Origin of the sequence: Cupriavidus gilardii, from assembly GCF_013314895.1 — a bacterium.
Classification (GTDB): domain Bacteria; phylum Pseudomonadota; class Gammaproteobacteria; order Burkholderiales; family Burkholderiaceae; genus Cupriavidus; species Cupriavidus gilardii_C.
The window spans coordinates 43,763-57,505 of the sequence record NZ_JABTYE010000018.1; the positions used below are offsets into that span (position 1 = coordinate 43,763).

At 68.2% G+C, this 13,743-nt stretch carries 12 protein-coding genes; 9 read left to right on the forward strand and 3 right to left on the reverse strand.

The window, feature by feature from the left end:
• The first annotated feature begins 143 nt into the window (after positions 1-143).
• From HTY53_RS17675 to msrQ, 6 genes are all read left to right on the forward strand, one after another.
• Positions 144-803 (forward strand): c-type cytochrome, encoded by a 660-nt coding sequence (locus HTY53_RS17675; protein WP_174107818.1) that lies wholly within the window; start codon positions 144-146, stop codon positions 801-803.
• Positions 804-946: 143 nt separating this feature from the next.
• Entirely contained in the window at positions 947-3,163 is a 2,217-nt protein-coding gene (locus HTY53_RS17680) for a cytochrome c biogenesis protein ResB (protein ID WP_174107819.1), read from the forward strand.
• Positions 3,164-3,173: 10 nt separating this feature from the next.
• Positions 3,174-4,382 (forward strand): c-type cytochrome biogenesis protein CcsB, encoded by a 1,209-nt coding sequence (gene ccsB / locus HTY53_RS17685; protein ID WP_174107820.1) that lies wholly within the window; start codon positions 3,174-3,176, stop codon positions 4,380-4,382.
• A gap of 150 nt (positions 4,383-4,532) precedes the next feature.
• The gene (locus tag HTY53_RS17690; RefSeq protein ID WP_174107821.1) at positions 4,533-4,994 is read left to right on the forward strand and encodes a COG4315 family predicted lipoprotein; all 462 of its coding nucleotides are present in this window, start codon (positions 4,533-4,535) and stop codon (positions 4,992-4,994) included.
• Positions 4,995-5,169: 175 nt separating this feature from the next.
• The gene (msrP, locus tag HTY53_RS17695; protein ID WP_174107822.1) at positions 5,170-6,171 is read left to right on the forward strand and encodes a protein-methionine-sulfoxide reductase catalytic subunit MsrP; all 1,002 of its coding nucleotides are present in this window, start codon (positions 5,170-5,172) and stop codon (positions 6,169-6,171) included.
• 19 nt (positions 6,172-6,190) lie between these two features.
• Positions 6,191-6,913 (forward strand): protein-methionine-sulfoxide reductase heme-binding subunit MsrQ, encoded by a 723-nt coding sequence (msrQ, locus tag HTY53_RS17700; protein WP_174107823.1) that lies wholly within the window; start codon positions 6,191-6,193, stop codon positions 6,911-6,913.
• 54 nt (positions 6,914-6,967) lie between these two features.
• On the opposite strand, the gene lysA is transcribed toward msrQ, so the two are convergent.
• Complete coding sequence (lysA, locus tag HTY53_RS17705) at positions 6,968-8,227, reverse strand: diaminopimelate decarboxylase (protein WP_174107824.1); 1,260 nt, start codon at positions 8,225-8,227, stop codon at positions 6,968-6,970.
• Between the two features lies 1 nt (position 8,228).
• The gene (locus HTY53_RS17710; protein ID WP_174107825.1) at positions 8,229-8,474 is read right to left on the reverse strand and encodes a hypothetical protein; all 246 of its coding nucleotides are present in this window, start codon (positions 8,472-8,474) and stop codon (positions 8,229-8,231) included.
• A gap of 169 nt (positions 8,475-8,643) precedes the next feature.
• On the opposite strand from HTY53_RS17710, the gene cyaY reads away from it, so the two are divergent.
• On the forward strand, positions 8,644-8,979 hold the full coding sequence (gene cyaY, locus HTY53_RS17715; RefSeq protein WP_174107826.1) for an iron donor protein CyaY: 336 nt from the start codon (positions 8,644-8,646) through the stop codon (positions 8,977-8,979).
• A gap of 97 nt (positions 8,980-9,076) precedes the next feature.
• Here the strand turns inward: cyaY and HTY53_RS17720 are convergent, their stop codons facing one another.
• Positions 9,077-11,455: a penicillin-binding protein 1A gene (locus HTY53_RS17720; RefSeq protein ID WP_174107827.1), complete on the reverse strand. Its 2,379-nt coding sequence runs from the start codon at positions 11,453-11,455 to the stop codon at positions 9,077-9,079.
• Positions 11,456-12,055: 600 nt separating this feature from the next.
• On the opposite strand from HTY53_RS17720, the gene HTY53_RS17725 reads away from it, so the two are divergent.
• Positions 12,056-12,622 carry a PilN domain-containing protein gene (locus HTY53_RS17725; protein WP_174107828.1) on the forward strand — a complete coding sequence of 189 codons (567 nt, stop codon included), beginning with the start codon at positions 12,056-12,058 and terminating at the stop codon, positions 12,620-12,622.
• The gene (locus tag HTY53_RS17730) at positions 12,609-13,703 is read left to right on the forward strand and encodes a pilus assembly protein PilP (RefSeq protein WP_174107829.1); all 1,095 of its coding nucleotides are present in this window, start codon (positions 12,609-12,611) and stop codon (positions 13,701-13,703) included. Before HTY53_RS17725 ends, HTY53_RS17730 begins: the two co-directional genes overlap by 14 nt.
• The last annotated feature ends 40 nt before the right edge of the window (positions 13,704-13,743 follow it).

Below are 13,743 nucleotides of genomic sequence, written 5' to 3' on the forward strand. Positions count from 1 at the left end.
GACAGTATCGGGCAATGACCGGCCGGCAGTGGTCTGCCAACGGGTCTGTCCCGTCTTTTCGCCCCAATGCGCGTCCTCACCGCAGGCCGGAGGCTGACCGGCACGCGATAGCGAATTCAAAACAATTCAGACAAGGTGTGCGAATGAATGGCATTGCGAAACTTGTGGCTGTCGTAGCACTGGCCTTGCCGGCAACGGCCTTCACGGGTCTGGCCTCGGCCGCCGAGCAAGCCGCCGCCAAGGCGGACCCGGCCAAGGGCGAGACCCTCTACACGCAGGGCGCGCCGGATCGCAATGTTCCCGCCTGTCTGAGCTGCCACGGCGCCAACGGCAACAGCGGCGCCGCGGTCAATCCGAAACTGGCCGCACAGCATCCCGAATACGCCCACAAGCAGCTGGCCGACTTCAAGGCCAAGGTGCGCAACAACCCGATCATGACGCCGATCGCGGCGCAGCTGACCGATCAGGAAATGCGCGACGTCGGCGCCTATCTGGCGCGCCAGACGCAGAAGCCGGCCTCCGCGAAGAACAAGGACACCATCGAGCTGGGCCAGAAGATCTATCGCGCCGGCATTGCCAACAAGGGCGTGCCCGCCTGCGCGGCGTGCCACGGCCCGGCCGGCGCCGGCATCCCGGCGCAGTATCCGCGCATCGGCGGCCAGTTCTCCGAGTACACCGAGGCGCAGCTGGTGGCCTTCCGCCAGGGCGGCCGCAAGAACAACGCGGTGATGGCCGAGGTGGCCGCGCGGATGTCCGACGCGGAAATCAAGGCGGTGGCGGACTACGTCGCCGGCCTGCGCTAAGCACCGGTAGCCCCGGGCCGGCCGGCCCTCGCCGGCGCGGGCGGGGCGCAACCAAACAAGCCGGCGATAATCGAAGAGGGTGGCCTGCGTGAGCGAGCCTCCCTCTTTGTCTTTTGCGCGCTGCGCCTCCTGCCTTCCTTGCCATGCCGACCGCTTCCACTTCGGGCCTGCGCCTGAAGACCACCCACCGCCTGCTGCGCGATACCGTCGAGCTGGTCTCGTCGATGCGCTTTGCGATCGCGCTGCTGTCGGTGATTTCGATCGCCAGCGTGATCGGCACCGTGCTCAAGCAAAACGAGCCGTACGCCAACTACGTCAACCAGTTCGGCCCGTTCTGGGCCGAGCTGTTTCATGCGTTGTCGCTGCAGAAGGTGTACGGCTCGTGGTGGTTCCTGCTGATCCTGGCCTTCCTGGTGGTGTCGACCTCACTGTGCCTGATCCGCAATGCGCCCAAGATGGTGGCCGACATGCGCTCGTGGAAGGACCATGTGCGCGAGCGCAGCCTGCGCGCCTTCCATCACCGCGTCGAGTTCGATGCCGCGCCCGCGCGCGCCGGCGCGGTGCAGCGCCTCGGTGCGCTGCTGGCCAACCGCGGCTATCGCGTGCGCCAGATCGAGCACGAAGGCGCCACGCTGCTGGCCGCCAAGGCCGGCGCGGCCAACAAGCTCGGCTATATCCTCGCGCACGCGGCGATCGTGGTGATCTGCATCGGCGGCCTGCTCGATGGCGACATGCTGATTCGCGCGCAGATGTGGTTCGGCGGCAAGACGCCGATCAGCGGCAATGCGGTGATCAACGAGATTCCGCCGCAGCACCGGCTCTCGAGCAGCAACCCCGGGTTCCGTGGCAACGCCTTCGTGCCCGAGGGCGCGACCGTGTCGACCGCGATCCTGAACGTGGCCGATGGGGCGCTGGTACAGGACCTGCCGTTCACGCTGACGCTGAAGAAATTCGTCATCGAGCATTACTCGACCGGCATGCCCAAGCTGTTCGCCTCCGACGTGGTCGTCACCGACCGTGCGACCGGCAAGCAGACCAGCGCCACCATCAAGGTCAATGAACCGCTGATCGTCGACGGCATCGCGATCTATCAGTCCAGCTTCGAGGACGGCGGCTCGCGGCTGAAGTTTGTCGGCTACCCGATGCAGGGCAGCTCGGCGAAGTCGTTCGCGTTTGCCGGCACGGTCGGCAACAGCGCGCCGCTGAAGGGCACCGGCAGCGGGGTCGACGCGGAAGGGCTGACGGTGGAGTTCAGCGACTTCCGGCTGATGAACATCGAGAACATCACCGACGCCTCGGGCAAGGCCGATGCGCGCGGCGTGGCCACGCGGCCGCTGAACGAGCGCATCGAGGCGCGCCTGGGCGCGGCCGCCAATCCCGAGCGCGAGAAGCAACTGCGCAATGTCGGCCCGTCGGTCCAGTACAAGCTGCGCGACCGCAACGGTCAGGCGCGCGAATTCCACAACTACATGGTGCCGGTCCAGCTCGACGGCCAGTCGGTGTTCCTCGCCGGGACGCGCGATGCGCCCAGCGAGCCGTTCCGCTATCTGCGCATTCCCGCCGACGAGCAGGGCAGCGTGGCCGACTGGATGCGGCTGCGCGCCGCGCTGCAGGACAGCGCGCTGCGCGGCGAGGCCGCGCGCCGCTTCGCGCTGGCGTCGATGCCGGGCGACGACAAGGCACAGGTGCGCGCGCAACTGGCCGAGAGCGCGCGCCGTGCACTGGACCTGTTCGCCGGCGCGGCGCGGCACGATGCCGATGCGCCGCCGGGCGGCTTCGCCGCGATCGCCGCCTTCCTCGAGCGTTCGGTGCCGCAGACCGAGCAGCAGAAGGCCGCCGACGTGCTGCTGAAGATCCTGAACGGCTCGATGTGGGAGCTGTGGCAGCTCGCGCGCGAACGCGCCGACCTGCCGGTGGTTGCCAACAGCGCGCAGAGCGGTGCCTTCCTGCAGCAGGCGATCAACGCGCTGTCGGACAGCTTCTTCTATGTGGCGCCGGTATTCCTGCAGCTGGACGACTTCCAGGAGGTCAAGGCCAGCGTGTTCCAGATGACCCGTGCGCCTGGCAAGAACATCGTGTATCTTGGCTGCCTGCTGCTGGTACTGGGGGTGTTCGCCATGCTGTATATCCGCGAGCGCCGCGTGTGGGTCTGGGTGAAGGATGCACAGCCCGATGGACAGCCCAGCAGCGCGCCGAACGGCGACGCCCAAGGTCGCGCCGGCAGCCACGTGCTGATGGCGATGTCGACCCAGCGGCGCACCCTGGACTTCGAGAAGGAATTCGCCGCGCTGCGCGAGGATGTGCAGCGTGCCGCGGCGGCAGCGCAGGACGCGCCGCCGGCGGCGCCGGCGACACGGTAGGGATTTCGTCATGTCTTCCAATTCTTCCAAGCTGCACGCCCCCGCCAACGCCACGGCGAACGAAGGGCACATCTCGGCGGCAGCGGACACCTCGTATCTGGAGCCGTCGTTTCTGCGCCGGCTGTCCTGGCTGGACTGGCTGTTCGCGCTGCTGCTGGTGGTGGGCGCCGGCGTCGGCCTGGCGCGCTACGGCCAGTGGATGGACGGCTACGACAAGGCGGTGCTGATCGGCGCGGTGCCGACATTCGCGCTGCTGGGCTGGCACTGGAAGCCGGTGCGCGCGCTGATGATCGGCCTGGCGGTGCTGGCGCTGCTCGCGGTCCAGCTGTATCAGGGCGAACTGGCGCGGGCGGAACAGGCCTTCCTGCTGAAGTACCTGCTGTCGAGCCAGTCGGCCATCCTGTGGATGTGCGCGCTGGTGTTCCTGTCAACGCTGTTCTACTGGGGCGGCCTGCTGGCGCGCTCGCAGACCGGTTACGGCATCGGCCACAAGCTGGCCTGGGCGGCGGTAGTGCTGGGCTTTACCGGCATGCTGGTGCGCTGGTACGAGTCCTATCTGATCGGTCCCGATATCGGCCACATCCCGGTATCGAACCTGTATGAAGTGTTCGTGCTGTTTGTGCTGATCACCACGCTGTTCCACCTGTACTACGAGGGCCGCTACCGCACCGGCGCGCTGGGACCGTTCGTGATGCTGGTGGTGTCGGCCGCGGTTGGCTTTCTGCTGTGGTACACGGTCAGCCGCGACGCGCACGAGATCCAGCCGCTGGTGCCGGCACTGCAGAGCTGGTGGATGAAGATCCATGTGCCGGCCAATTTCATCGGCTACGGCACCTTCGCGCTGGCCGCGATGGTCGCGGTGGCGTACCTGCTGAAGCAGCGCGGCATCCTGGCCGAGCGCCTGCCGGCGCTGGAACTGCTCGACGACGTCATGTACAAGGCGATCGCGGTCGGCTTCGCCTTCTTCACCATCGCCACCATCCTCGGCGCGCTGTGGGCGGCGGAGGCCTGGGGCGGCTACTGGAGCTGGGACCCGAAGGAAACGTGGGCGCTGATCGTCTGGCTGAACTACGCCGCCTGGCTGCATATGCGCCTGATCAAGGGGCTGCGCGGCGCGATGGCGGCCTGGTGGGCGCTGATCGGGCTGCTGATCACGACCTTCGCCTTCCTCGGCGTCAACATGTTCCTGTCCGGCCTGCACAGCTACGGGGAATTGTGATTCGCAGAGCTCTTAACGGACCATGAAGCAAGGAAACCTGCCCTTTTGGGCAGGTTTTTTTATGGAAAGGGAATAAAACGGCGCCTGAGGGTGTTTACTGGGAAACACGGCGCCGGTGGGCGGCGCCGCCTTTTCCTGGAGACAGACATCATGACCCTCTCGCGCTTTACCGCTTCCGGTCGTCTTGCCCTTCCCGTCACCGTCGCCGCCGCCATCCTGCTCACCGCCTGTTCCGGCATGGGCATGGGCTCGGGCAGCAGCAGCGCCAGCGCCGGCAGCACGGCCAGCACCAGCGGCAACATGCCGCCGACGGTCAAGGTCAGCAACGGCGTGCTGACCGATCCGCAGGGCCTGACGCTGTACACCTTCGATCGCGATACGGCAGGCAGCGGCAAGAGCGTCTGCAACGGACAATGCGCGGTCAACTGGCCGCCGCTGCTGGCCCAGCCCGGCACCTCGGCCACCGGTCAGTACACGATCATCACGCGCGACGACGGCAGCCGCCAGTGGGCCTATCGCGGCAAGCCGCTGTACCGCTTCGCCAAGGACACCAAGCCGGGCGACCGTACGGGCGACAAGGTGATGAACGTCTGGCACATCGCCACGCCGTAGTCGGGTTCGAGGTCCGACCGAGGACTGCAGGAGAGGGCGCGCGAACGGCGCCGCACCAATCGTCGGCGGGCCGGTCCAAACTGTGCGCCCGGCCCCCGCGGACGTCCACGCCGGAGCGGAATCTGCAGGCCGCTGCAATCCGACGATCCGGCAACCAGGCAAGCAAGGAACGACGATGTGGATTCCCTCTCCAAAATGGCTGCGCGGCGACGACATCCCGTCCAGCGAGATCACGCCGCCCGAGGCGTTCGCCGCGCGTCGCCGCTGGCTGGCGATGGTCGCCGCCGGCGCGGCCGGCAGCACGCTGGCACCGTGGGCCGCACGCCAGGCGCTGGCGCAGCCCGGCCGCGGGCAGAAGCTGGCGGCCGCCTCCAACCCCGCCTACGTGGTGACCGAGAAGCGCACGCCTTACGAGGACGTCACCACCTATAACAACTTCTACGAGTTCGGTACCGACAAGGCAGACCCGGCGCGCAATGCCGGCACGCTGCGCACGCGTCCGTGGCAGGTCAAGGTCGAAGGCCTGGTGCGGCAGCCCCGGATCCATGATATCGACAGCCTGATGAAGATGGCCGCGATGGAGGAGCGCGTCTACCGGCTGCGCTGCGTCGAGGGCTGGTCGATGGTGATTCCGTGGATCGGCTTCCCGCTGGCCGAACTGATCCGCCGCGCCGAGCCGCTGGGCAGCGCCAGGTTCGTCGAGTTCGTGACGCTGGCCGACAAGAAGCAGATGCCCGGACTCGGCAGCCCGGTGCTTGACTGGCCCTATCGTGAAGGGCTGCGCCTGGACGAGGCCATGCATCCGCTGACGCTGCTGACCTTCGGCCTGTACGGCGAGGTGTTGCCGAACCAGAACGGCGCGCCGGTGCGGATCGTGGTGCCGTGGAAGTACGGCTTCAAGAGCGCCAAGTCGATCGTCGCGATCCGCTTCGTCGACAAGCAGCCGGCAACCAGCTGGAATCTGGCGGCGCCGCAGGAATACGGCTTCTATTCGAACGTCAATCCGGAAGTCGACCATCCGCGCTGGAGCCAGGCCACCGAGCGCCGCATCGGCGACGACAAGGGCGGCGGCTTCGCGGCGCTGTTCGCGCCAAAGCGCAAGACGCTGCCGTTCAACGGCTACGCGCAACAGGTCGCCTCGCTGTATCAGGGCATGGATCTGCGCAAGTTCTTCTAGCCCGTCTTCGGACTACCGCATGCCTTCCACCGAGACGACGCCGGCCGCCCCGCGTACTGGACCTGTGGGCGGCCGCCGGGCCAGCGCCACGCCCGGCGCCTTGTCGCCAACGCGGCTGCGCGCGCTGAAGACGCTGATCTGGGTACTGGCGCTGCTGCCGTTCGCGCGGCTGGTCTATCTCGGCGCGACCGGCCAGTACGGCGCCAATCCGCTGGAGTTCGTCACGCGCTCCACCGGCACCTGGACGCTGGTGATGCTGTGCGCGACGCTGGCGGTGACGCCGCTGCGGCGCCTGAGCGGCTGGAACTGGCTGCTGCGGATACGGCGATTGCTGGGTCTGTTCGCTTTTTTCTACGGCACGCTGCACTTCATGCTGTGGCTCGGCGTGGACCGCGGCTTCGATCTGGGCTACATGGCCAGGGACGTCTTCAAGCGCCCGTTCATCACGATGGGGTTTGCCGCGTTCGTGCTGATGGTGCCGCTGGCCGCGACTTCGACGCATGCGATGGTGCGGCGGCTGGGCGGCCGGCGCTGGCAGGCCCTGCACCGCAGTATCTATGCGATCGCGGTGCTGGCGATCCTGCACTACTGGTGGCACAAGGCCGGCAAGAACGATTTCGGCGAGGTGTCGATCTACGCCGCCGTGGTGGCGGCGCTGCTCGGGGCGCGGCTGTGGTGGTGGTGGCGCGGGACGCGCCGGACGGGCACCGCAGCGGCCCCGGGAGAGTCGTCGCGGCCTTAGCGCGCCTTGGCAGCCTTAGGCGCCTTGCTGGGCCTTAGCGGGCCTTAGTGGGCCTTAGCGCGGCAACAGTTGCTCGTCGCGGAACAGATTCTCGACGCGCTCGCGGGCGCGCACCAGATGCACCGCGTCGCCGTCGACCATCACTTCGGCCGCGCGCGGACGGGTATTGTAGTTCGAGCTCATCACGAAGCCATAGGCGCCGGCGGACATCACCGCCAGCAGATCGCCCGGTGTCACGGCCAGCGCGCGATCGCGGCCCAGCCAGTCGCCCGATTCGCACACCGGGCCGACCACGTCATAGGTCACGGCCTCGCCCGCATGCGGGACCACCGGCTCGATGCGATGGAACGCCTCGTACATCGCCGGGCGCGCCAGATCGTTCATCGCCGCGTCGACGATGCAGAAGTTCTTCGCCTCGCCGGGCTTGAGGAATTCGACGCGCGTCAGCAGCACGCCCGCATTGCCGACCAGTGAGCGGCCCGGTTCGAACAGCACCTCGCGATGGCCGTGGCCGCGCTGCGCCACGCGCTCGAGCAGCGTGCGCGCGAAGCCGGTGATATCGGGCGGCGTCTCGTCGTCATAGGCGATGCCCAGCCCGCCGCCGACATCGATATGCGACAGCACGATGCCTTCGCGCTCGAGCGCCTCGACCACGTCCAGCACCTTGTCCAGCGCCTCCAGATACGGCGACACCTCGGTGATCTGCGAGCCGATATGGCAGTCGATGCCGGTGATCTCCAGGTGCGGCAGCGCGGCGGCGGCGCGGTAGGTCGGCAGCACGTCGTCGAAGGCGATGCCGAACTTGTTGCCCTTGAGTCCGGTGGAGATATACGGATGGGTGCGCGCGTCGACGTCCGGATTGATCCGCAGCGACACGCGGGCGCGCTTGCCGACGCGGCCGGCGACGGCATTGAGGCGGTCCAGCTCGGGGATGGATTCGACGTTGAAGCACAGCACGTCGTGCGCCAGCGCCAGTTCCATCTCGGCCTCGGACTTGCCGACGCCAGAGAACACGACCTTGCGCGGATCGGCGCCTGCCGCCAGCACGCGCTGCAGTTCGCCGCCCGAGACGATGTCGAAGCCCGCGCCGAGCTGCGCGAAGACCTGCAGCACGGCGAGATTCGAATTGGCCTTCATCGCGTATTGCACACGCGCGCGATGGCCGGCGCAGGCGGCGGCGTAGGCCTGGTACGCAGCGGTCAGCGCCGCGCGCGAATAGACGTAGGTCGGCGTGCCGAATTGCTCGGCGATACGCGCGAGCGGCACCTGTTCGACGGCGAGAGCACCGTCGCGGCGATGGAAGAATGCGGTCATGTTATCGGGCGGCAGGTGCGGACGCGGGCGCGGCGGACGACGGCGACGAGGAGGTGCGGGCGGGCGGTGTGCGCGCCGGCATCGGCGCGGCGTCCGGCTGCGACAGGCCCGGATCGGGAACGTTGGGCTGCACCGGCGCGGGCGGCCGCTGCGGCATCACCAGCGGGCCGCGAATGCCGCATCCTCCGAGCAGGGGCATCGCCAGGCCGGCGGCAAACGCCGCTACAATCGCAACACGACGCAACATCGGGTCGTCCTTGAAAACAGGGGTCGAACGGGAGGCGGACCGGATGGACCGGATTCGCCGAGGCCGGGCAGCGATGCCGGCAGGCATCCGGAGCGGCCCGCAGAACAAATGCATCAGCCGCTCGGGTCCAGACAGGGACCGGCCGCGGCTGGCGGTCTTGGAGTGTAGCATGTCCCTTTTGAGCGAAAGCGAGTTCCTGGCGCTGGCGACCGGCGAGCTGGATCGGCTGGAAAGTGCGATCGAACAGGCGGCCGATGCGGCCGACGCCGATATCGAAATCAACCGCAGCGGCAATGTGATGGAGCTCGAGTTCGAGGACGGCTCGAAGATCATCATCAACAGCCAGGCGCCGATGCAGGAACTGTGGGTCGCGGCGCGCGCGGGCGGCTTCCATTTCCGCCGCGACGGCGACCGCTGGGTCGACACGCGCGAGGGCACCGAGCTGTATCAGGCGCTGTCGCGTTATCTGAGCCAGCAGGCCGGGACCACGCTGACGTTGGGCTGATACCCGCGCCGCGACAGGCCGGACAAACAAAAAGGCCAGCCCATCATCGGGCTGGCCTTTTTGCTGTGCCTTTCGTTGTGCCATCGGCTCGGCCGCATCAGCCGCCGCCGAACATCTCCAGAATGCGGCGCTTCTCCTGCTCCAGATCGGCAGCCGATGGCGCGCCCGGATCCGGCGCCTTGCCCGGCCACGGATCGCCAAGCCCGACCGACGCCACGCCGGCGCCGCCGGCATTCTCTTCCAGCGTCCAGTCGCCGGCCACCATCACCACGCCTTCCGGCGGCTGGCGATCCGGGCTCTCGGGCACGCCCTTGAGCATCTTCGACATGTAGCTGATCCAGATCGGCAGCGACAGACCGCCGCCGGTCTCGCGCACGCCCAGGCTCTTGGGCTGGTCGTAGCCCATCCAGGCCACCGCCACCAGCTTCGGCGTATAGCCGGCGAACCAGGCATCGACCGCATCGTTGGTGGTACCGGTCTTGCCCGCCAGGTCGTTGCGGCCAAGACGCTGCTTGGCGGTATAGGCCGTGCCGGTGCGCACCACGTCGCGCAGCATGCTGTCCGCGATAAAGGCCGTGCGCGCATCGAGCACCCGCACCGCATCCTCGCCGGCGCGCTGCGGCTTGGTCTCCGACAGCACGTTGCCGCGCGAATCCACCACCCGCTGGATCAGGTAGGGATTGATGCGATAGCCGCCGTTGGCGAACACCGAGTAGGCGCCCGCCATCTGCAGCGGCGTGACGCTGCCCGAGCCCAGCGCCATCGGCAGATAGGCCGGATGCTTGTCGGCCTCGAAGCCGAAGCGCGTAATGAAGTCCTGCGCGTACTGCGTGCCGATCGCGCGCAGGATCCGCACCGACACCAGGTTCTTCGACTTGGCCAGCGCGCGGCGCATCGTCATCGGACCTTCGAAGCGGCCGTCGTAGTTCTTCGGCTCCCATACCTGGCCGCCGGTATCGGGACCGATCGACAGCGGCGCGTCGTTGATCACGGTCGCAGGCGAAAAGCCCTTCTCCAGCGCGGCGGTATAGATGAACGGCTTGAAGCTCGAGCCCGGCTGGCGCCACGCCTGCGTGACGTGGTTGAACTTGTTGCGGTTGAAGTCGAAGCCGCCGACCATCGCGCGGATCTCGCCGTCCTCCGGGTTCAGCGAGATGAATGCCGCGGCCACCTCGGGCAGCTGCGCCACCGACCACGCACCCTTGTCGTTCTGCACCACGCGGATGATCGCGCCGGGACGGATCTTGACCTTCGGCTGCGCGTTGGCCGCCAGCGACGGCGCGATATAGCGCAGCGCGGACCCTTCGATCACCACTTCCTCGCCGGACAGCAGCACCGCACGGACCTGCTTGCTCGATGCCGCGGTGACCACTGCGGAGCGCATGTCGTCGCTGGCCGGATGCTCGACCAGCGCATCGTCGATGGCCTGCTCGCGCTCGGCCGGATCCGACGGCAGATCGATGAAGGCCTCGGGGCCGCGGTAGCCGTGCTTGCGCTCGTAATTCATGATGCCCGCGCGCACGGCCTCGTAGGCCGCGTCCTGATCGGCCTTGGTCAGCGTGGTGTACACCGTCAGGCCGCGCGTATAGGTTTCCTCGCGGTACTGGGCGTACATCAGCTGGCGCACGATCTCGGCCACGTATTCGGCGTGGGTCGAGAATTCGTTGCCCTCGTTGCGGACCTTCAGCTCTTCGTGCACCGCCTCGTCGTACTGCTGCGGCGTGATATAGCCCAGGTCGCGCATGCGCTGCAGGATGTATTCCTGCCGCACCTTGGCGCGCTTGCGGTTGACCACCGGGTTGTAGGCCGACGGCGCCTTCGGCAGGCCGGCCAGCATCGCCGCCTCGGCCACCGTGACGTCCTTGATGGACTTGCCGAAATACACGCGCGCGGCGCTGGAGAAGCCGTAGGCGCGCTGTCCCAGATAGATCTGGTTCATGTACAGCTCGAGGATCTGATCCTTGCTCAGGTTCGCCTCGATCTTGTACGCCAGCATCATCTCGTAGATCTTGCGGGTGTAGGTCTTCTCGCTGGACAGGAAGAAGTTGCGGGCGACCTGCATCGTGATGGTCGATGCGCCCTGCGACAGGCCGCCGCGCAGATTGGCGAGGCCCGCGCGCAGCACGCCGATGAAGTCGACGCCGCCGTGCTCGTAGAAGCGATCGTCCTCGATCGCCAGCACGGCCTTCTTCATCACGTCGGGGATCTCGGCGATCGGCACGAAATTGCGCCGCTCCTCGCCGAATTCGCCGATCAGCACGTTGTCGGCGGTGTAGATGCGCAGCGGAATCTTGGGACGGTAGTCGGTCAGCGTATCGAGCGACGGCAGATTCGGCGCCGCCACCAGAAGCGCGTAGCCGAGCAGCAGGGCCACCGTGACGACACCCGCGGCCATCAGGCCCAGCGCCCAGTAGCTGGCGCGTATCCACAGCGGGCGGCGAGCCGGTTTAGCCGGCTTCTGTTGTGCAGTAGCCATTGGGTAATACCTAGTTGGAGGTGCCCGGATTATATCGCTCGCATCCGCGGCTCCCGGGCGGGTAGTGCCGTGGCGGGCGCATCCATGCTGTTACAAGTTGTAAGACCGGAAAGTCGTCGCCGCTCGTACCAGTATGGGCGCCAGCAGCCTAACTGCAATCGCGCCGTGACTTGCGAAAACCGGCGCGATGGGCATGGCGTCGCATTGCCGGTGCCATGTCCGGCTGCCGACAATCTGTCCATCGGCGCGCCATGCGGGGCGGGAGTGCGAGGGGCGCGCCCGCCGGGAAAGCGGCGTGAGACACCGGACCTGGACAGGCTTGGGCAGGCCTGGACAGGCTTTGTACCAGGCGAGGCGGGCAGGAACGGGCAGGGCGAACAGGGCGAACAGGGCGAACAGGGCGGATGGCTTGCGCTCGGCGGCGAGAAAGGCGGTTAGAGCCGCATTCGCGCCGCCGAGTTCAACGCCGCGCCGGATGGACGGAGGAAAGGAGGCATCGTGCGAGCGCAGCAGAGGTGGCGGTCGGCATGGCATTCGGTCAGGGATCGTGGACAGCATCTGGCCAGTCGGGCCGGCTCGTTGCGCCCCGGTTGGCGCGCAATGGCAGCCGTGGCGGCCACGGCGGTGCTGGCGGGCGGCTACGTGCTCGATCGGCGTATCGCGGCCGCCGAGGCGGAGAATCGTGCGTTGGCCGAGCGGGCGCGCCGCTGGGAAGTCCCGGCGCACGAGGCCGAGGCACTGCGCCAGCAGATCGGCGCGGCGAGCCGGCGTGGCAGCGCGCTGGACACGCTGCTGCAGAGCCGGGGCCGGCCGGCGCAGTTGCTCGATGCGCTGGCCAGCCACGTGCCGCGGGGCATCCAATTGCGCAGCGTCGGCCAGCGCGACGATACGGTGACGATCGAAGGCGTAGCGCGGGGTCACGAGCAGGTGGCGAGCCTGATGCGTGTACTGGAGCCGGCGCCGTGGCTGGCCCGCGTCGAGTTGATCGAGTCGCGGGCCGAAGCGCCGGTGTCTGGCGCGGCCGCAGCGGGCGCAGGGGCAGAGCCGCGCTTCGCGTTCGCTGTCCGGCTGGTCTATCGTCCTTGCGCCACGGCAGCCAACGTCGGCACGGCCGGTGCGTGCGCGCCAACGCCAGCGCGGGACGGGAGCCCATATGGCGCCGGATGACGAAGACGAGATCCCACCCGGCTCGGCGTCGTGGCTTGGGCAGTGGGCCGATCGCGATCGTTCGGAACTGCGCGGGCTGTGGCCGATCGTGGTCGCGTGTGCGGTGCTGGCGGCCGGGTGGCAATGGCATTGGCGCGACAAGCTGGCCTTGCTGAACAGCCGGCAGGCCGAGCACGCCGGGCTGCAGCAGTCGGCCGGACGACTGGCGGCCGAGGCGGCGAGCGTCGAGCCGATGCGGCGGCGGCTGGCCGAACTGAAGCAGGCGCTGACGGTGCGCGAGCGCCATCTGCCCGGCCATGGCGGCATCGACGATCTGCTGGTCACGTTCAGTTCGCTCGCCAGCGCGCATGGCGTCCGGATCGGGCTGTTACAGCCGCAGGCCACGGTAGCCGGCGCGGACTTCGCGCAGACGCCATTGACGCTGCGTATCGACGGAGGCTATCGCGAGATCGCGGCATGGCTGGCCGGACTGGCCGCCTTGCCTCGCCTCGTGACACTGCAGTCGATGCAGTTGGCGGCCGGCAAGGGCGACGGCGCACTGACGATGGAGGCGGTCGTGCTGGCCTATCGGGCGCTCGATGCTGCCGAACGCCCCGCGCCGCAGCGCACGACGCGCGCCGCGCGAGGGAATGGCGGACACGACGCCGCCCCAGCGCCGACATGGCATCCCGCACCGCTGGACCTTGCGCCTCGCGTGCCGCTGCTCGAGGCCGCGAATGCCGGCACGGTCGGTTCCGCCGGGGCCGATCCCTTCGCTGACGCGCGGCTGCTCGCGCCGGAATCCGCGCCGCCCGACACTGCAGCCGCGGCGCGGGCGCGCGAGCCGCTGGAGGCCTATGCGCTCGAGCAGATGCGGATGGTCGGGAGCCTGCAGAGCGCGGACCGCGCCTACGGCGTGGTGTGTGTGGATGGCGCGGATGGGCTGGTCGCGGCGCTGCAGGTGGGTCAGCGCCTGGGCCGCCGCGACGGCGTCGTGGTGCGCATCGAGCGGGACGAGATCGTCCTGCGAGAGCGGGTCTGGAACGGGGAGGATCGATGGATCGAAACGACGGCCCGCCTCGCGCTCGATGCGCCGGCGTGATGGGGCTGATCCCGTGGGTGCTGGCGCTCGCGCATGCCGC

Bases quoted from the DNA above. Each gene is read 5' to 3' on its own strand.
- HTY53_RS17675 (WP_174107818.1), top strand. From the start codon at position 144: ATGAATGGCATTGCGAAACTTGTGGCTGTCGTAGCACTGGCCTTGCCG.
- HTY53_RS17680 (WP_174107819.1), top strand. From the start codon at position 947: ATGCCGACCGCTTCCACTTCGGGCCTGCGCCTGAAGACCACCCACCGC.
- ccsB (WP_174107820.1), top strand. From the start codon at position 3,174: ATGTCTTCCAATTCTTCCAAGCTGCACGCCCCCGCCAACGCCACGGCG.
- HTY53_RS17690 (WP_174107821.1), top strand. From the start codon at position 4,533: ATGACCCTCTCGCGCTTTACCGCTTCCGGTCGTCTTGCCCTTCCCGTC.
- msrP (WP_174107822.1), top strand. From the start codon at position 5,170: ATGTGGATTCCCTCTCCAAAATGGCTGCGCGGCGACGACATCCCGTCC.
- msrQ (WP_174107823.1), top strand. From the start codon at position 6,191: ATGCCTTCCACCGAGACGACGCCGGCCGCCCCGCGTACTGGACCTGTG.
- lysA (WP_174107824.1), bottom strand. From the start codon at position 8,227: ATGACCGCATTCTTCCATCGCCGCGACGGTGCTCTCGCCGTCGAACAG.
- HTY53_RS17710 (WP_174107825.1), bottom strand. From the start codon at position 8,474: ATGTTGCGTCGTGTTGCGATTGTAGCGGCGTTTGCCGCCGGCCTGGCG.
- cyaY (WP_174107826.1), top strand. From the start codon at position 8,644: ATGTCCCTTTTGAGCGAAAGCGAGTTCCTGGCGCTGGCGACCGGCGAG.
- HTY53_RS17720 (WP_174107827.1), bottom strand. From the start codon at position 11,455: ATGGCTACTGCACAACAGAAGCCGGCTAAACCGGCTCGCCGCCCGCTG.
- HTY53_RS17725 (WP_174107828.1), top strand. From the start codon at position 12,056: ATGGCAGCCGTGGCGGCCACGGCGGTGCTGGCGGGCGGCTACGTGCTC.
- HTY53_RS17730 (WP_174107829.1), top strand. From the start codon at position 12,609: ATGGCGCCGGATGACGAAGACGAGATCCCACCCGGCTCGGCGTCGTGG.